General features: G+C 34.9%; 15 protein-coding genes. 4 read left to right on the top strand and 11 right to left on the bottom strand.

Annotation, left to right across the window (positions count from 1 at the left end):
* Positions 1-114 precede the first annotated feature (114 nt).
* A complete protein-coding gene (locus tag RTR43_RS17520) occupies positions 115-438 on the bottom strand; it encodes a MazG nucleotide pyrophosphohydrolase domain-containing protein (RefSeq protein ID WP_312473513.1) in 324 nt (107 codons plus the stop codon).
* Between the two features lie 95 nt (positions 439-533).
* Here RTR43_RS17520 and RTR43_RS17515 point away from each other — a divergent pair, with 95 nt between their 5' ends.
* Positions 534-1115, top strand: coding sequence for an LOG family protein (locus RTR43_RS17515; RefSeq protein WP_312473512.1), 582 nt, complete (start codon positions 534-536; stop codon positions 1113-1115).
* A gap of 68 nt (positions 1116-1183) precedes the next feature.
* Here the strand turns inward: RTR43_RS17515 and RTR43_RS17510 are convergent, their stop codons facing one another.
* From RTR43_RS17510 to RTR43_RS17495, 4 genes are all read right to left on the bottom strand, one after another.
* Positions 1184-1702, bottom strand: coding sequence for a hypothetical protein (locus RTR43_RS17510; protein ID WP_312473511.1), 519 nt, complete (start codon positions 1700-1702; stop codon positions 1184-1186).
* Positions 1703-1900: 198 nt separating this feature from the next.
* Positions 1901-2428 (bottom strand): GNAT family N-acetyltransferase, encoded by a 528-nt coding sequence (locus tag RTR43_RS17505; RefSeq protein WP_312473510.1) that lies wholly within the window; start codon positions 2426-2428, stop codon positions 1901-1903.
* 610 nt (positions 2429-3038) lie between these two features.
* Positions 3039-3878 carry a YitT family protein gene (locus RTR43_RS17500; protein WP_312473509.1) on the bottom strand — a complete coding sequence of 280 codons (840 nt, stop codon included), beginning with the start codon at positions 3876-3878 and terminating at the stop codon, positions 3039-3041.
* 200 nt (positions 3879-4078) lie between these two features.
* Entirely contained in the window at positions 4079-4951 is an 873-nt protein-coding gene (locus tag RTR43_RS17495; protein WP_312473508.1) for a LysR family transcriptional regulator, read from the bottom strand.
* Between the two features lie 137 nt (positions 4952-5088).
* On the opposite strand from RTR43_RS17495, the gene RTR43_RS17490 reads away from it, so the two are divergent.
* Entirely contained in the window at positions 5089-6225 is a 1137-nt protein-coding gene (locus tag RTR43_RS17490) for an NADH-dependent flavin oxidoreductase (protein WP_312473507.1), read from the top strand.
* A gap of 40 nt (positions 6226-6265) precedes the next feature.
* The gene (locus tag RTR43_RS17485) at positions 6266-7168 is read left to right on the top strand and encodes a DMT family transporter (protein ID WP_312473506.1); all 903 of its coding nucleotides are present in this window, start codon (positions 6266-6268) and stop codon (positions 7166-7168) included.
* A 243-nt stretch (positions 7169-7411) separates the two neighbouring features.
* Here the strand turns inward: RTR43_RS17485 and dsdA are convergent, their stop codons facing one another.
* From dsdA to RTR43_RS17465, 4 genes are all read right to left on the bottom strand, one after another.
* Positions 7412-8782 carry a D-serine ammonia-lyase gene (gene dsdA / locus RTR43_RS17480; RefSeq protein ID WP_312473505.1) on the bottom strand — a complete coding sequence of 457 codons (1371 nt, stop codon included), beginning with the start codon at positions 8780-8782 and terminating at the stop codon, positions 7412-7414.
* 353 nt (positions 8783-9135) lie between these two features.
* Positions 9136-10473: a GntT/GntP/DsdX family permease gene (locus RTR43_RS17475; protein WP_312473504.1), complete on the bottom strand. Its 1338-nt coding sequence runs from the start codon at positions 10471-10473 to the stop codon at positions 9136-9138.
* A 366-nt stretch (positions 10474-10839) separates the two neighbouring features.
* Positions 10840-11214, bottom strand: coding sequence for a RidA family protein (locus RTR43_RS17470; RefSeq protein ID WP_312473503.1), 375 nt, complete (start codon positions 11212-11214; stop codon positions 10840-10842).
* 295 nt (positions 11215-11509) lie between these two features.
* Positions 11510-11884, bottom strand: a complete 375-nt coding sequence (locus tag RTR43_RS17465; RefSeq protein ID WP_312473503.1) for a RidA family protein — start codon at positions 11882-11884, stop codon at positions 11510-11512.
* 231 nt (positions 11885-12115) lie between these two features.
* Here RTR43_RS17465 and RTR43_RS17460 point away from each other — a divergent pair, with 231 nt between their 5' ends.
* Positions 12116-12820: a helix-turn-helix transcriptional regulator gene (locus tag RTR43_RS17460; protein WP_312473502.1), complete on the top strand. Its 705-nt coding sequence runs from the start codon at positions 12116-12118 to the stop codon at positions 12818-12820.
* A gap of 173 nt (positions 12821-12993) precedes the next feature.
* Here RTR43_RS17460 and RTR43_RS17455 read toward each other — a convergent pair whose 3' ends face one another.
* Both RTR43_RS17455 and RTR43_RS17450 read right to left on the bottom strand, forming a co-directional pair.
* Positions 12994-16005: an efflux RND transporter permease subunit gene (locus RTR43_RS17455; RefSeq protein ID WP_312473501.1), complete on the bottom strand. Its 3012-nt coding sequence runs from the start codon at positions 16003-16005 to the stop codon at positions 12994-12996.
* 2936 nt (positions 16006-18941) lie between these two features.
* Positions 18942-19544: a hypothetical protein gene (locus RTR43_RS17450; RefSeq protein WP_312473500.1), complete on the bottom strand. Its 603-nt coding sequence runs from the start codon at positions 19542-19544 to the stop codon at positions 18942-18944.
* Positions 19545-19577: the final 33 nt, after the last annotated feature.

Here is a 19577-nt window from a genome sequence, read left to right as displayed (position 1 = left end):
GCCTCCATTAAATTTCAAAAGTTAATGGAGGCCTCTAATTCGGAAAATGCATACCATAATTCACTTCTATAACACCGCGAATCGAGTCACTTGTATTTTATATAATGGCTCTCCCTAACCTCGATCGGAATAACGTTCTGACAGTTTCTTTTTATGTGACTGAAAAACTTCTTCCAGAGGAATATTGTACTTGTTTGAAATCACAATTAAATTACCTAATACATCTCCTAACTCTTCTGTTAACTCCTGTTTATTTTCCTCGTAAGATCCCCTTACTTCATCAGGCCTATCTCTACCTATTTCAAGGGCTCTTATCGCTCGTGCAACCTCGCCTGTTTCTTCTGCTAAAAAGCCAATACGAATAAAAATGTCTAACTCAGACCAGCCTCTACTTTCATAATAATCCTTTACCCATTGTTGAAATTCAGTTACATCCATTTCCATTCAACCTCCAATTCAATACCTTAAGTTTAACAAAGTATCGAAAGTTTTATATAATCTTATACGTTGATTTCTTTAGGAGGCGATTTATTGTGAAAAAGTTAGCTGTATTTTGCGGGGCGAGCAATGGAGCATCTGATGTCTATATAGAAGGTGCAAAAAACCTTGGTAAAGAACTAGCTAAACGTGATATTGCACTTGTTTATGGTGGAGCGAGTGTTGGAATCATGGGTGCTGTTGCAGATTCAGTTTTAGATGAAGGAGGACACGTAATTGGTGTTATGCCAAGGTTTCTAGATAATAGAGAGATAGCCCATAAAAACTTGTCAGAGCTGATCATCGTAGATTCTATGCATGAGAGAAAAGCGAAAATGGCAGATCTGGCAGATGGATTTATAGCTTTGCCTGGTGGGCCAGGCACATTAGAAGAATTCTTTGAAATTTTTACGTGGGCTCAATTAGGGCTTCATCATAAACCATGTGGTCTCTTAAATATTAATCATTATTATGATCCTCTTATCGCATTATTTAATCATATGACTGAGGAACAGTTTTTACATGAAAAATACCGTACTCTTGCATTAGTCGATAATGACCCAAAAGGGATACTTGATAAATTTAATACATATGAACCACCAACCGTAAAAACTTACATTACTGAAAAACAAATCTGATAGACAAAAAACAGACCTAGGTATTACCCTAAGTCTGTTTTTTGTCTATTTAAATGTTTGATGCTAGACTAATCTGAAAAGAATGTTGGTAATCCAACCTCTTTTAGTAAGTTATTGAAAGGTGGTAAAATTATGTGATTAATAGGAAAAATCTTTTTGTTGAAAAATAATTGGGTCCGCATTTCCTTAAAAAGCCAATGATCAATTTGAGGGAAAACAAGCTCAAATGGTTTTTCCTTATCTATATTATATAAATAATACAAAATATAGGTATGAAGGTTAGGGAAATCATTTTTTATAGATGAAGCACTTTTTAAAAATGCAGACAGATAATCTTCAAAAAAATAAAATTGTTCTTTCGGCAAATGAATAACACCTTGTACAGTTCGAAAAACATCTGCTGAACCTTTATACCAATTGCCTAGCATAGCAGCAAAAGTTAATATTGAACGCCCACGAATCTCAAAATCTTTCTCATTAAAATATTTATAGTAATAATCATAATTTTCTTCTCCCCAATTTTTACAAGTATCAAATAAACCTATCTCAATACCAGAAAGTATATTAGCCAATTTATTTTTGATCATTTTATCACTTCCTTGGTATTCCTTTTTATATCAATATATTCTAAATTTAGTTACCTAAAAAGTTTTTTGTCCTATTTATCTAAAAATATTGTGGTCAAGAACGCCAATATTTAAATAAGAAAGAGCCGCTAATTAAGAATGGCAGCCTGATCTTAAAGAATATCCTCAAATAATACAAAATGCTATTTTTCAATGGTCTCAACGTTTCTTAGTTATCTCGAGCCTCCAGTCATTACATTGCATGATACTCCCAGGCGGGTATTCGAAGTCGCATTCCCCGATAAACAAGAAGTCGAGCTTCCGACAAATAGCGTTAGACGCGGGGTTGTTGATTGAAGGAAAGGCATGAATGGACCTGTGCTTATGTTCAGTGCTGGCATGGGTAATGGCTTCCGCTACAGCTTCTGTCGCTATTCCTCTACCTTGAAATGTCGGTAGGACACTCCAACCAATCTCATATACAGTCTCTTTTTGCCAGGAACTGTCCCAATAACCCACACTGCCTACGGTTTCGAGAGACGAGAGCAGGACGATCCTAAACATACGTCCAGTTCCCCGCCCGCCGATTTCAAGGTAACGTTTATGACGATCGAGGATCTGTTCCTCAGTCTCTGAACCTCCAAGGTGTTCCATCATCTCAGGTGCATTAATAAGACGAAGCAAAGCAAGATCGGCATCGCCCCAAGGTTCAATCCGAACCTGTGGTGCATTCATCCGTTCTGACATACTTATCACTCCAATTTTTGTTTTCTATTTCAGACCGAATTGTGGTTGCTAGTGAGGTTTATTCCAGCGAATAATTCCTGATATTAATAATTATTACCAGAACATTAGTTCTGAGTAAAGTGATTATTTGTTGGATTATCAGTATTAGATATTAAACAAAAGCTGTTGCTTTAGATGAAGAGGAATATTTAATAAGGTCATCTAATGAAAACATTAAATCTTCAATTCCTGAACGCCGTTAGTTAGATATCATCTCTTCGCATACAACACCCGTTTTGAAGCTTTGAATCAGCTCTTTTTAGAATCCAAGTCTTTATTTTTATACTGTTCTAGTTCTTGTCTAAGCTTAATCAACAAATTTCCCTAAAAGCATTTCATAATTTTTGATATTTGTCTTAGTCGTGTTCTTGAAACGTCTGTCATCCAGAAAGTCTTGATACGCAAATTTTAATAACACAAAAAACTACTCCCTAATTTTTTTAGGAAGTAGTCTATTGTTTAGAAAAAAGTCATTTAACCATTAAAAAGTGGCTGACTCTGCCTGTATATTAGTAATTTAAACAGGTAGATTTCTATCTAAAACCAATCTAACTCTTAAAACAGCCTCTTATTATGCTTTAGAAATATCAATAAATCCTTCTCCGAACACATCACGAACATCGTGAATAGCGACGAAAGCATTCGGATCAGTAGATTGAACAATTCGTTTCAACTTTATTACTTCTTGCTTACTAATAACAATATAAAGAATTTCCTTTGGGGTTTTTGTGTAATAACCATGACCCGAGTATACAGTTACCCCTCTGTCCATTGATGTAGTCACCTGTTTGGCAATGTCATTCGGTTTATCAGAAATAATTGTAATGGCCTTCTTCGTATTCAAGCCTTCGATTACAAATTCCATCACTTTCGTTCCAACATATAGCATAATAATTGTCAACATCAGCTTTTCTGCACCAATGATAAAATAAGATGAAAAAGCGACGATTAAATCAAAAAACAATAGACCATAGCTAATATTCCATCCTAAAAACTTATGTGTAATCCTTGCTAAGATGGTAGTACCTGCTGTTGTTCCGCCAACCCGAATAATTAAGCCAATCCCAGCCCCTATAATGATTCCTCCAAAAATAGCATTCACCATCAATTCATCAGAAGCAATATTCCAACCTTCTGTTAGATGAAGAAAAAGCGAGTTAAAAACTACAGCAATAATCGTATAAATCGTTGTTATCTTATTCAAAAATTTATAACCAATTATTAACAAAAATGCATTCAGAATTAAGTTGACTAGACCTGGTGACCACTCAAATAAATAGTAGGTAATAATTGTGATACCCGTTACCCCGCCTTCCCCAAACTCGTTCGGAATAACAAATAAATTAACACCTAACGCAAAAAGAAAGGCACCAATAATGATAAAAATGATGTCTGTGGTTGTTTTTTTCATACTCTACCTCACTGCTTATAAAAATATTTACTCAGGCACAAACTCTCACCATTATATCGTTTAACATTTAACTCGTACAGTAGTCTGTTATATATTAGGAGTAAATTAAGGGGGGGATTCTACTAGACATTAGTTTTTCAATATGCTAAACATTTATTCGAATTTGCTGAAAAATGTTCTGAAATTCAAGAAAATTTATATTAATGGTTTATAAAATAGCCTTGAACAATCTTGGAAAATTCTCTTGCGACTGGAGTCAGTTCTTTTGCTGATTTCTTAACCAATCCTATCTCTCTGAAGATCTCCGGATTCAGCGGCAAACTACGTATATCTTTTAGTTTTTTCGGTAAGGCCAGGTGAGGCATAATGGTGATTCCTAGCTTTCCAGCAACCATTGAAAGTACTGTTTGGTTGTCTTTAATATCGTATGAAATGGTTGGTTTTATCTTTTCCTCGCGAAACTTTTCTTCTATCAGTGTTTCACAGCCAGATCGCAACATAATAAAGCTTTCTCCAACAAAGTCTTCTATATTGATAACAGAATTCTGTTCAAAATGGTGGCCTTCGTATATCACAGCGGATAAAGGGTCATTTAGCAGATGAATAAATTCCACGTTTTTGACTGGCAATGCTGCAAAACCAAAATCCACTGTTCCCTCTTCCACCCATTTTATGATTTCATCGTAACTTCCTTCATAAAGCCTGACCTCAATGTTAGGGAATTTTTCTTTAAAGCTAGAAACCAAAAACGGAATAAACCTGGCAGTAAAGCTTGGAAAACTCCCTATTGAAAGCTTCCCTATTTCCATCCCATTCACAGCTGCAACCTTTTGCTCAATATGTGCCATATTTTCAGCAATTGCACGTATATGAGGGATAATATACTCACCCGCAGTGGTTAAAGATACTCCATTTCGTCCACGTTTTAATAAGTCCACACCAAGTTCTGACTCTAGTGCTGTTATATTATGACTGACTCCTGATTGAGTAAGTCCTATTTGGTCTCCTGCTCTTGTAAAACTTCCATTCTCTACGACTTTTAAAAAGACTTCCAACTGAAAAAAATTCAACATTTCTCATCTCCTTCTTCTTTTATTTTACATTAGAAAGTCGAATGTAACAAATGAAAAACATTCATTTTGCTTATGCAATAACCAGGAATACAATAGATTCAGCTTCAGAAAAATAGAATGATTGGAGAATGGATACAATGATGAAACAAAAATATACCAAGATACTATCTCCGTATACTCTTTCCAATGGAACGATTCTTAAAAACAGGGTTGTAGTTGCACCCATGACAACTTACTCAGGTCAAGAGGACGGGTGTGTTTCCGAGGAAGAGCTTTCCTACTATAGAAGAAGAGCAGCAGGGCCAGGTATGTTTATTACAGCAGCAGCTACGATTTCACCTGTAGCTACAAGCTTTCCTAGACAAATAAAAGTGTATGACAAGCAAAGTACCAGCGGTCTTACAGATCTAGCAAATACAATTAAAGCAAAAGGTGCAAAAGCAATTTTGCAGCTTCACCATGGTGGCAGTGAAAGTCTTCCAGGCTATACAGGTGGAGAACAAATGGTTAGTCCAAGTGGCGTTGTAGCAAGCATTTATAAAGAAGCCGGAGAAAAATATATCCCCCGCGAACTGAGTCAAGATGGAATTTTATCTACCATTCAAGACTTTGGAAGAGCAACCCATTTAGCCATCAAATCGGGATTTGATGGTGTAGAAATTCATGGTGCGAATGGATATTTAATACAACAATTTTTTTCTTCTTATTCTAATCACCGTAGCGACTATTGGGGAGGTACATTGGAGAAAAGAATGAATTTTCCACTTGCAGTTATAGAGGAAGTGAAACGTATACGTGATCATTATGCTGACAAGCAGTTTATTATAGGCTATCGATTTTCACCTGAAGAACCGGAGGAATCTGGTATAAAGATGGATGATACCGTAGCATTTGTAAATAGATTGGCTGACCAAGAGCTTTCCTATTTACATCTTTCTGTAAAGAATGTGTGGTCCCTGCCTCGGAGCGGCTCAAATCGAACATTAACACGAACAGAAATCTTTCGAGATGTTATTGCTGGCAGAACTAGTTTTATTTCACTAGGATCCATTCATACACCTGATGAAGCGCTAGCCGTATTGGAGAAAGACGTACCTCTCTTTGCATTAGGTAGAGAGATATTAATGGAACCAGATTGGGTTAAAAAAGTAGAGGAGGGCAGGGAAGAAACTATTGTGGATATCCTGCCTCGAGATAGCAAAAGTAAATTAGTTATTCCTGATCACATGTGGACTAACATAATCACACGAGATGGTATGCCAGAAAAGCGATAATCCTGTTTTACAAATATGTGCAGATATAAGGAGATTCAGCATGAACAAAAAAGCATTAACTCAACTAGCTCTAGCTATGTCCATATTTGGTTCTGTTGGCTTCTTTTCTGGCCTCACGGGACTTTCCGCAATTGAACTCGTTTTTGTTCGTTTAGTATGTGCTGCTATATTCTTGTTTACGGCTTGGCTTATAACAGGGAATTTTAAGAACGAGATATGGAACCAAAAAGAACTGCTGTTCATCATTCTTTGCGCAACATCGAACTTGTTGAATTGGATATTTCTCTTTAAATCATTTGAACAGACTTCTGTAACTATCGCTATTTCTCTCTATCATTTAGCACCCATATTTGTTCTCATCATAGGGAGCTTCATCTTTAGAGAGAAATTGACATGGCTCTTAATTTTAGCACTCTCTCTATGTTTTACAGGCACTTTATTTATTTTGGGTTTAGGTGAGATTCATTCATCAGCCTTTGAATGGAATGGAATTATTTATAGCATGGTTGCAGCATTTTTCTACGCAGCAACCATGCTTTTTGGAAAAAGCATTACAAAGACGAGTGTATATGCGACAACTTTTCTGCAAATGACCATAGGTATCTTGTTACTAGTCCCATTTGTTGATTTTTCAGCCTACACTTCCCTAAACTCAATCGAGTGGTTCTATTCGATTCTTACTGGGGTTGTCCATACGGGTGTTGTCTACCTTCTTTTCTTTAATGGCTTACGTAATCTTCCTGCTAAGGTCATTTCTTTTATGATATTTGTAGATCCTGCAGTGGCCATTCTATTGGATATCTTACTGACCGAATTTCGTCCAAATTGGCTTCAATGTTTGGGGATTTTATTAATTTTCTGCGGTTTGCTTTTTACCATTAAGCAGTCTAAAACCTCTGCTAATTCTGAATGCATAGGTAGTGGAAAAGATTCAGCGGCCTAGTCTTTGATATCTGAGATGCAAGGAAAGGGTGTTATTACTTTTTCACATCCATGACACTCTTTCAATTGGTAATCAAGGTAGAGCCACATAAGCAAGGGTAGGTTTGCCTACAAAGAAAAAGAATGAGTAACAGTATGGAGCCATGCATCGCTCCAACTGAACTCACTCCCTTGTCCGGTTTTAAGTTTTATCCTACTAATAGCAGGCCCACTGATAGCCTCTTTCATACAAATGAACTTTTAATTATATCAGGGTAGCAGATGCCGCTTTTCCCTTTTTATAATAGGTTTCCATTACATCTTTTGGAACCATACTACCTCCTGTTGCCCAAGCGATATGTGTAACATTTGTTATTTTATTTTTTAAGTTGTTATTCTCTATATACTTTTGTCCAGCTTCATCTCTGAATAATTGAATTGGACCATGTATTCCAGCTAATGCAGAAGGTTCTAATTTAATATTTTCTGAGTCGGATAACATACTTAAAAGTTTATATAACTGCTCATCATTTACAGTATATGATCCACTTATTAGGTTTTCTAATGTTTTCCCTACGAAACCTGAAGCTCTACCAACCGCGAGCCCATCTGCATCAGTAATGTTATCAATGTCAAAATCTTGTACCGATACTTTATCATGCAAACCTGTCATTAATCCTAAAACCATACATGGAGAATGTGTTGGTTCGGCAAAGAAGCAATGTACATTATCCTTGAAAACTAACTTTAACCCAAATGCTACTCCACCAGGTCCGCCACCAACTCCACATGGAAGATAAACAAATAATGGGTGATTCTCATCTACAACTACATTAATTTCTTCTAATTGCTTTTTTAATCTATAAGCTGCAACAGAATATCCCAAAAATAAGTTAGTCGAATTTTCATCATCAATAAAGTACATGTTTGGATCAGCTTCTGCTTGTTTTCTACCTTCCTCTACTGCCTTACTATAATCTGATTCATACTCAATTACTGTAACACCCTTGCTTCTAAGGAGGTCTTTCTTCCATTGTTTTGCGTCAGCTGACATATGAACATAAACCTTAAACCCTAATTGTGCACTCATTATTCCAATACTAAGTCCTAGGTTTCCAGTTGATCCTACTGCAATAGAATACTTAGAGAAGAACTCTCTAAATTTATCACTATCCATAATAGAATAATCATCTTTTATTGTTAGCATGTTATTCTCAATAGCTAAATCTTCTGCATGTTTTAAAACCTCATAAATACCGCCTCTTGCTTTAATTGACCCCGAAATAGCAAGATGACTATCACATTTCAGCAATAATTGACCTAGGATTTCTTGATTATATGTTTCTGCTATATTACTTTGCATATTAGGAATTGGAACAATCGGTGATTCAATAATTCCATTTGTTTTTTGTGTTTCTGGAAAAACTTTAGCTATATATGGGGCAAATCTATTTAATCTTTCTTCTGCATCTTTTACATCCTTATCTGATAAAGAAATCTTTTTTATAGCATCTGTAAAGTTTTCATATTTAGAATTTGTCCAAAACACTTCGTCAGTTGAAATAATCTTGCTCATTAAAGGATACTTCTCTTCCCATTCTTTTATAGTGTGTCCTTGAATGATCTTATTTTCCATACAAACCCATCTTCCTTCTGTTATTTATTTATCTAAATTCTTTCCGTATATTCATTAAATATACAATTATGAAAATTGGTTACCAAAGTGTTTTTGATGATTAAGATTCAACAATTTATCCTGGTAAAAGCATTTACTGCTCTTAAAATATCCAGCAATGATCATTAAATTTATTAATTAATAGATGTTATCCTGTTCCCTTTATAAAGCACATAACATTGGACAATGTGTAAGTAATAAACCAATTCACAATGTTAATAAAATGAATTAATTTATTACTTTTAGCCTGTACATCTTTAAAATAAGAGTTTATTCCAAAGAAATTCACTAATTCGTTTCTTATCTTGATTTTTTTATAATACTTGTGCTAAAAGTAATACCCCTCCAAGTGCAACAACTGATGCAAGAACGGTTGCAGCAGTGAAGCTCTTAAACGCATCTGGTAATGATAATCCAAAAAATTCTTTTACAAGCCAGAAAGCAGAATCGTTAACATGACACCATCCAATAGCACCAGCACCAATAGCTAGAACCATAATTTCTGGACTCAAATGTGGATAAACGGCCATCAATGGAGCTACTATACCAGCAGCACTCATCATGGCTACCGTAACAGATCCAATAGCAAGATGTAAAATCATGGCTATTAGCCAAGCCAGAATAATTGGGTTCATATGCAATGATGTCATAATATCTGTTAACGCTTTACCTAATCCACTAGCAATTAAAATGGCATTAAAAGCACCGCCACCACCAATTATCAACAAAATGCCTGCAATTGACTTAAATCCTTCCTCAGTAAGAGATAATATATCTTTCATCTTTAGACCACGAGAAAGTCCTAGTGTATAATAAGCTACAAATACTGAAATAAGTAACGCGGTAATTGGATTGCCTAAAAATGTAACAAGATTGTAAGACATAGAACCTTTTGTAAGAAATATTACACTTATTGTTTTTACTACCATTATGAGTAAAGGCAATAAGATAGTAAATAAGGTGATTCCAAATCCAGGAAGCTTCTCTTCTGGCGTTGGGGCTTTTACTTCTGATTCATTAAATACTCCAGTACTACACTTTCTACTGATGAACTTAGCCCAGATTGGACCAGCAATGATTGCAGTAGGTATTCCTATAAGAAGTGCATATAAAATAACTTTACCAACATCAGCTTTCATAATATTGGTAATAGCAAATGCCGCCGGATGTGGAGGTACCATTGAGTGTACGACCATCAGAGATACAGCTAAAGGAATTCCAACCCTTAGTAGCGACATCTTAGCTTGTCTAGCAACAATGAAAATCAGTGGAAAAAGTAAAACAAAACCTACTTCAAAGAATACTGGAATTCCGGCAATTAAACCTACAAGTGTCATAACCCAAGGCGCACGAGTTTCTCCCATAGTATCCAGCATTGTTCGCGCTACTCGTTCAGCACCACCGGATACCTCCAACATCTTACCTAAGATCGTTCCAAAAGCGATTATAATAGCTAGTTCCCCCAGCGTTCCACCCACTCCATTTTCAATGGTAGTAAGAATTTTGGGTAGGGGCATACCTGTAGCAAATCCAACAAACAAACCCGCCAAGATTAAGGAAATAAACGGATGTATTTTAAGTTTAAGTATAAGAAATATAAGTAATACTATAGATAAAAGTAATATCAGCATCATCATTGTACCTGTTTGCATTTTTATATTCATTCCTTTCGCATTGCTCAAGGCATAAAACGTTATGTAACACGTATGTCTTAAGCGATATTGTGGCTACCTTGATATTTCGGGCGACCATGCCATCCCGAGCTTTACGGATAAAAATAATAAGAGCGAATCATACCCACCTTGCTAAATACAACACATACTTTTCCGTTAATGCATCACCATAAGTGGAATGTTACCTTTTTAATGATAGAGAAAGTGACATTTATCAACATGTAAATGCTTACATTTTATACATAGTACAACCTTATGTTTTATTCCGAAAGTGCTATCGAATATTGAACAGGACTCGACCTATTACATTTTTTCGAAACAATAGATTACAAGATCCCCAGTGAATTATTTTATCGCAATGACATCAATTTCTACTCTTACATCCTTTGGTAATCTAGCAACTTCTACAGCTACTCTAGCAGGATATGGTTCTGAGAAAAAACTTTCATATACTTCGTTCATGGCGCCAAACTCATTCATATCTTTTAAATAAACGGTTGTCTTCACAACGTCATCTAAACTATAGTTGCCGCTTTCCAATATGGATTTAACATTGCTTAGTGACTGTTTCGCTTGTTCAGTTACACCTTCTGGAATAGTATTGTCTTCGGGGTTCACTGGTAATTGTCCTGAAACAAATGCAATCCCTTTTTTTACAACACATTGAGAATAGGGCCCGATAGCGCTTGGTGCGTTTGTTGTATTGAGTATTTCCTTCATTTCAATACCGCCTTAATTTTTTGTAATTTTATTTCGTGTTTTTTGATAAGCAAATAACAATTATTATTATGATAATTTTTTAACTACTTAATACTAGAAATCATAAATGCGCTTACAATAAGTGGAATGTTACTCCTTTTTAATGACAGAGAAAGTGATATTTATCAACATGTAAATGCTTACATTTTATACATAGTACAACCTTATGTTTTATTCCGAAAGTGCTATCGAATATTGAACAGGACTCGACCTATTACATTTTTTCGAAACAATAGATTACAAGATCCCCAGTGAATTATTTTATCGCAATGACATCAATTTCTACTCTTACATCCTTTGGTAATCTAGCAACTTCTACAGCTACTCTAGCAGGATATGGTTCTGAGAAAAAACTTTCATATACTTCGTTCATGGCGCCAAACTCATTCATATCTTTTAAATAAACGGTTGTCTTCACAACGTCATCTAAACTATAGTTGCCGCTTTCCAATATGGATTTAACATTGCTTAGTGACTGTTTCGCTTGTTCAGTTACACCTTCTGGGATAGTATTGTCTTCGGGGTTCACTGGTAATTGTCCTGAAACAAACGCAATCCCTTTTTTTACAACACATTGAGAATAAGGCCCGATAGCGCTTGGCGCGTTTGTTGTATTGAGTATTTCCTTCATGTCGACACCGCCTTAGTTTTTATACTTTTATTTTATTTCGTGTTCTTCAACAAGTCAATAAAAAATTATTATCATTATGATAATTTTTTATATTAACGAAAATTTTATTAACAAGGAACTTTTTTATTACAATAATAAATTTTTATATGGTACTATATGGATGATACCTATAAAAATTTCATTATCTGCACTCAAACTTATTGATAGATTCATAGAAGGGATGTGTCCTAAATGAGCAAAATTATGGATTATTACAAAGAATTAGTTGGGTTTTTAGGATTGGTTATGGGTGAAAACAGTGAAATCGCCCTGCAGGACGTAAGTGATGAAAAACATTGCATTGTCGCAATTGCAAACGGTCATATCAGCGGCAGGAAAGTAGGGTCGCCCTTAACAGATCTTGCTCTTAAGTTTATAAAAAGCGAAGTTTGGAAAGAAAAAGATTATGTTTATAATTATAAGGGTAAAACGATGAATAATAAGATATTAAATTCTTCCACCTTTTTTATAAAAGAAAACGGGCAGTTATTAGGAATGGTTTGTATTAATATCGACAATTCTAAGCTCATTGACTTAAGCCAGGAAATTCTTCGTTTAGGTTTTGGCGGAGGTTTAAAATTACCATCAGAAGCTCCTACAGACTTCAGCACCATTCAACCTTCACTTGATTCCGCCCATACCGAAACGGAAAACTTCTTTGAAAATCCAGAAGACATCGTGGATTCTATTATAGAAGAGTTTAAGGAAGAAAAACAAATTCCAACCGAGCGCCTGACCCAAGAGGAAAAGGTGGAGTTAATTGAAAAGCTTGAAAGTGCAGGTATCTTTAAACTCAAAGGTTCTATCAGCCATATTGCTGATAAGTTGATGGTATCTGAGCCAAGTGTGTATCGATATCGTTCGAAACTACAGAAAATGAAGCAGGGTATGGACTAAACGTTATTTGAAAACATATGGTGTAGTTCTTGATGTAGTTTCGATAGCTCAGCACCATAAATTTCTTTGAGATTTGTTGGCGATTGTGTTCTTTTTATTAAACTGCTTGAAATAGCATAAGTTTATCAGAAAAAGGGACTATTGGGAAAAACCAATAGTCCCTTCATATTTTGTTATTTATCGCTACTTAATCTTTGCTTTTTAGATTTTCTAAAATAAAGTAGCTCGTAGAACACTGGTACGATTACTAATGTCAGTAGGGTTGCCACTGTTAGACCGCCAATTACTACGACTGCTAAACCTTTTGACACAAGGGATCCTGTTTCTGGATCACCAAATAGAATTGGCAGCATCGCACAAATTGTAGCTACTGCTGTCATTAAGATTGGTCTTATCCGGGTTGCTGCACCCTCAATAATCGCTTCTCTTATGATCATATGTTCCTCATTTTGTTTAACCCTGTCAATTAGGACAATAGCGTTAGTAACAACAATTCCGATGAGCATTAATGCTCCAAACAATGCGGTAGGGTCAATGGATACGCCTGTAATTAACATTCCTAAAATCGCTCCAATAGAGGCAAGCGGTAAAGTCATTAAGATTGCAATTGGTGTCCGTAAGTTTTTGAAGGTAATAACCATTATCAAATATACGAGGCCAATGGATGCCAGCATGGTTAATCCTAAGTCAGCAAAGTCGCTTGATTGTTGGTCTGATGCCCCGCCTGTGGCAAGCTTAACTCCTTTAGGCAGCTTAAGGTCTTTTGTAGCATTATTAATTTTGTCCGATACGACTGAAAGTTTATCAGAATCTACAAGAGCACTTACACGCAAGTATTGATCGCCATCTTTATGAAGAATCGTACTTGATTGTTCACTTTTATCAATAGATGCAATAGTGCTAAGTGAAACAACACCTGTTTCAGTCATGATTTTACTGTTTTCTAAATCCGCCTTTGATGTTGGATTAAAGCCTGCATTCAGGTACACTACAGTTTCTTTCTCGTTTATTTTCACTGTTCCAATTGGTGTTTGATTCATTAGAGCATGAAGTTGTGTTGCTATCTGCTGTGTATTTGTCACATTTGAATCAACTTTTATCGTATAAACAGGTTTTGTTTCTTCTTGGTTGCTTGTAACCTTGTTTACCCCTTTAATTCCCTTGATACTATCCATTACCTTATTGGATGCATCAATAAGATCTGAAGTCTTTTTACCAACAAGGTCTAGGGTAATTACAGAGCTTGAAGAAGATCCCATCATAGAACCTGCTGAAACAGAAAGGTCCGCCTCTGAAAACTCATTTTTGAGTTTTTTAACGCCTTTCATAAATTTGTCCGCATCAGCGCCATCTTTCATGATTACTGTATATGTTGCTTCAGTCGGGTTGCTTACCTGACCCCATGATGCTTCATCTGAATTTGTTCCAGCTTGAGTGATGAGATATTTATATCCATCAAGGTCTTTGACTTTCTTTTCAAATTCAATTGCCCTGTTTTTGACTGTATCTATTGGGGTTTGACTCGGGAATGTTAATTGAATCGCTACATTTTCTGCATTTTTAGCATCAATGGCTCCCTTTGGCATGGCAAAATAAAGGCCAATGGATCCTACAAAGAAGAAAACAGCTAGCAAGATCGGAATGAATTTATGGTTAAGGGACCATCTTAATACTTTCATATACCGCACTGGCTGCTTATGTGCAGGCAGCTTTGCTTTTTTCAGCATTCCAAAACTCATTAATGGGACAACCGTTAATGCTACTACAAGTGAAGCAAGCAATGAATAGGTGATGGTTAATGCAAATGGATATATAAAGCTTCTAAGAGAACCTTGAATTAATCCCATAGGCAAGAAAACCGCGACCGTTGTGAGCGTTGAAGAAGTAATAGCTGTCGCCACTTCTTTTACCGCCTCTAGAACAGTAGATTTATTAAACTCTTTTTCTTGTGTTTTTCTAAAAATGTTCTCAATCACTACGATACTATCATCTACTAAACGGCCAACTGCTACAGCAACTCCGCCTAGGGTCAAAATGTTTAGGGTGATTCCTGATTTCAATAATAAAAATAGGGTAATTCCTAATGAAAGTGGAATCGAGATAATCGTAATGAAGGTTGCACGGATATTTCTTAAGAATAAAACAATGACGATAGTTGCAAAAAGTGCTCCCATTAAAACTTCTCTCATCATGCTATTGACTGAATGTTGAACCATGTCAGATGTAGCAAAAACAACTTCTGCCTTTGCACCTGATACCTCTTTAGAGATTTTTTTGGCTTCTTTTGTAATCTCTTTCCCAACGGTCACAGCACTTGCATTATCAGCCTTTGTTATTACAAGAACTAGAGCTTCCTTCCCATTTATACGCGTAATGCTTTCCTGATTCGATTCCTGCTTCACTGTTGCAATATCGCCTAATTTTACTTTTGGTGCATTAGGTACAGGTAAAGGAATGGTTAGATTATTGATTGCTTCTAAACTATTGATATTTCCAATAACCTTCAAGTTGGACATTTTTCCATCAATCGGCTTTTCTCCAATAGATACAGCCAAATTCTGTCCTTGGAGAACCCCCATCACTGATTGAAGCGGGATATGGGCAGCTGCCATTTTCGTATTATCCAATTGGATTACGACTCTTGGATCTGTTTTCCCATATAAAGTAACACGGCCAATTCCATCTAAAGATTTAAATTTAGGCTCAATTTGTTTTGCAGCCTTTTCCATATTTTCTTTTGTTAATCCATTGCTAAATGTTAAAGAAACTTGAGCAATAGGAATTTGGTTTGTATTAAGTTGAACAACTTTAGGCTTTTGCACCCCTTCAGGCATGTTGATTTGATTGATATTTTCTTCAACCTCAGCCTTTGCTTCCTTCATTTTTGTTTTGGAATCGAAGGAAATGTTGATCTGTGAGTACCCATCACCTGTCGTAGAATATACATTGGTTTTTCCTTTAACAGCTACTACGGCATTCTCAATGGGTGTAGTGACTTCATCCACCATTGTTTTCGAATCATATCCCTGCCCAAGTGTCACCACCGTAACTTGTGGATTATCCGCTTCTGGCAAGAATTCCATGGGAAGTGTAAAGTAACTCACAACTCCCATTACTAACGATAAAATAACAACGACTATTAAAGCCGCTTTATTTTTAAAGGCCCATTTTGTAAGTAAAGTCATTTAATATTTGCCCCCTTTATTTTCATCTTTGATTCATCGCGCTTTTTTATTGTACTAGACTTCTGCCTGAAATTTATGTATTGTTTTAACAAAATATTGTTTTTTTGCAAAAATAATGTAAAAATACAATCCTAAATGACCATTTATCTTTTTTCAATACAATTTTGTTAAAGGATTCAATATTCACCTCTTCCCAATCACATTTTAATTAAACCTACTTTTCTTCCTAAACAGTACTCTACATCTACACTCTGTTTTAACGCAGTTCCACTTCTATAATTTACAAGTTTTCAAGCTTTCCTGTAACAGCCCCTGGCATGAACCTTTTCTAGGTCCCAGGTCTTAGAACAGTAAGCCCGAATGATACGCAAATTTTAACAACACAAAAAACCACTCCCTAATTTTTATAGGAAGTGGTTATTGCTATTGATATAAATTATTTACATGACTACTTCTCAAAATGAGGGAAAAATATGGGAGAGAATAGTCTAAACTAATTCCCCTATGAAAGGCTCAAAAGCCTTACATCATGCCGCCCCTAAGGTGGGAGGGTGTAATATCTTTAACGATGTGTACAAAAAATGCGGTATATTTAAGTACAATCCTTCACAAACTTTATATCCACATAAAAGTATGTAAACACTGGCGATTTCATTTTTTAAATACCTCAGCATACTACAAATGAGGAATCTGGAAAAACCCCGCTTTTGTTATGTTCTTATTCTTCACACAAGCTTAATCGGTTCTATAAAAGTTAGTTTATCATCCTCTGAAGAGACCTTCTGCCTATGGTATAGATAAATTTGGTAAGAAAAAAGAGGTGTTACTTTTGAAAGATTTGGGAATGTCTATTTCCTATAGAGGATATTTTTTATAGATGAAGTACAAAAAAACAAGAATATTGTCGAATAATATAAGCGTTAATCAAAAAGTCCGATCACACTTAATAAACAAGACATCGAGGTAATTAAGACCCCATAAAAGAAGTAAAAAGTAAACTTTCTTACAAACCAATACGATTTTTCTATCAACCTTCAACTTACACATATATATAGGTTATTGATAATCAAAATACTAAATTTAAAATTTTTCGAGGTGCGAATATGTCATTTAATCTTAAAAGTAAAGTGTTAGAGAAGAAAAAAAGGAAGGAAACACTTATTCGTAGATTATATTTGCTGTTGCAACAAAACAGAAAATTTAAGACTTATGGAGAAGAATCTTAGATTACAATTATCTTGGGCTACATTATGGGCTGAATTTTACATCCAATCTTTTATGGATTGAAATTCCTGAACCACCTTAATAATGCAGGAATTTTGCTGCACAAAGAACTAAGGTTGACAGAGGTTACGGAATAATGGCATCCTCTCTTGTATAAAATTCCATTATACAAGCTTGCTCCCCAATGTTTAATAAATGTGTGGTCAAATCAAAATATGGTACGTCTTCTCTCATCCAATCTAGTAATGTTTACTGATTTACATTCATCGATTTACCTCCAAACCTTTTTGAACGCTCATACAGCTAATTTTAATGTTGGATAAATGAAAAGGCAATCTATTATCTAGCGTTACAGGCACACCAGATTATTCTTGTTTCACAGTAATGTTCCACAAATTGTTTTGAACATATAGCACTTCATTATTAATCAAACGTTTGATTAACAGCAAAAAAGAAGCTTCTCAAAAGTCTAATGACTCATAAAGAAGCTTCTTTTTATTTAGTAAGGCGTTATTACATCATGCCGCCCATTTCTCTATTAACACAATACGATTAATCCAGGTTAAAAAAATATTGATTTATAGGCTTTTTAATATTTTCATAGAAATGAAAAATAATAAATAATAAAAAATGTATGAGCATTTGTATGAGCATTTATGAGACCCTTTATTTCCTTAACAAATCGGAAGTAGTTTCTAGCAGTAACATTTTAATTCGTTAAATAATACCTAATTACCATTGTGAAACTCCTTTCACTTTGAATATCTTTTAATATGTCGTTTCAAAAACTTACTTGTGTTTACATCACACTACATACAGAAGTTACTATTTATCTAAATCCGTTGCTTAATGAATAGGATACCATTTCAATTACCTATAAATAAGTGTAATTGAAGAGATAAATAGATAAGCCTTCCGTCCATAACTTTTATAAAATTTTTGAAGAAGTTTTGAATACCTACTTAATCTCGATACATTTTATTAAGGTATATAATGTATTATATGCCTAGTTTAACGGATAAGATTTGAAGTGATTTACATATAAAATCAATCGAGAGTTTTTAATCCGAACAAATCGTCCAGAATACATAGATTTCTGTCGTGGCTGCACGCCGCCTTCGTTTTCATTCCCTCACCGAACGCCCTTTTCGTTTTATGAAATACGAAAGAACTGACTATAAATTCTGGAACAAGTCACACAATAAAAGCCGACAATGATAATTTAACGTGGATTGTCAGCGTTTGATTCCAACTGGGAGCGAACCTGCGACCTCAACCCTGTCAATGATGGATATACTTATGATTATAAAAGTTAATTATAAAAGTATTGGTATAACAAGGTTTTTATTAAGTCACTTTATGATTCAGTCTTTGATATTGGAGACAGTTTGCCCAAATTTGTCCGCAAAGTATCTCCAATTGTTCCCCGGGTGGTCCTCACTAGAATTTAATTTTTCCACTCTTTTCTAGATATAGGGATTTTAATAAAGGTCACTATAAGATAATTCAATTACGTCATGATATTAACCAGACCACGAGTGTTTATACTCTTTACTAAAAAGAGATGCCCAATTTTTTAGACATCTCCATTAATGATTATTTTTTTTCTTCTGGTTTGATTAAATCGTTTATGTCGAAATTTTCTAAAACTACTCTGGGACCAGAAGGCTGTGGCTTGGGTGGTGGAGTTTGACCATTATTGTTATTGTTACTCATTGTCTATTTAATTCTCCTTTGTTTATTTGTTCCAACTCGTCTATTACTTTATCAATTTTCTGAATTTCCACCTTGTTTATTTTATCATCCTTAAAAGAAACCTGAAAAGGAAATACTGTAAATAAAGCAAAGAGGAGGGCAACAACTGTTGCATATCCTAAATATCTTGAATATGTGACCTTCATATTGTTCATTTTTGTATTTTGGGTTGTAAAATCTTTATAATAATTAAACAACATTTCGTTTATATCTTTTGAAATTAATTCAGATTTATCTCCTGCATTTTGAAAATAAATATCATAATTGGATTCGTAATAATCAATTATTTGATCGGTATCATTTTGTAATGTTACAGGATCAGGTAGATAGTGGTATTCATAATTGTAAGTTGCTTTAAATATCAAGTATCCACAAAATAGAATTGATAGGAAAAATAATCCATACAATACAAAAAAAGCGATACCCCACCCATTTATTTCTATATCTTTTAAACTATTAAAGTAATAAATTACCAATCCGACTAAGAGACTCAATATTGCTATAGGGATAGTTACTCTACCATTTAATCTTTCTTTTTGTTCTAATTCGTAATAATACATCTCTTTAAAAAGATCAAAGTTTTTATTCTTAAT

It is taken from the genome of Neobacillus sp. (genome assembly GCF_031988165.1).
Classification (GTDB): Bacteria; Bacillota; Bacilli; order Bacillales; family Cytobacillaceae; genus Neobacillus; species Neobacillus rhizosphaerae.
This window is presented reverse-complemented; position numbering and strand designations above follow the sequence as displayed.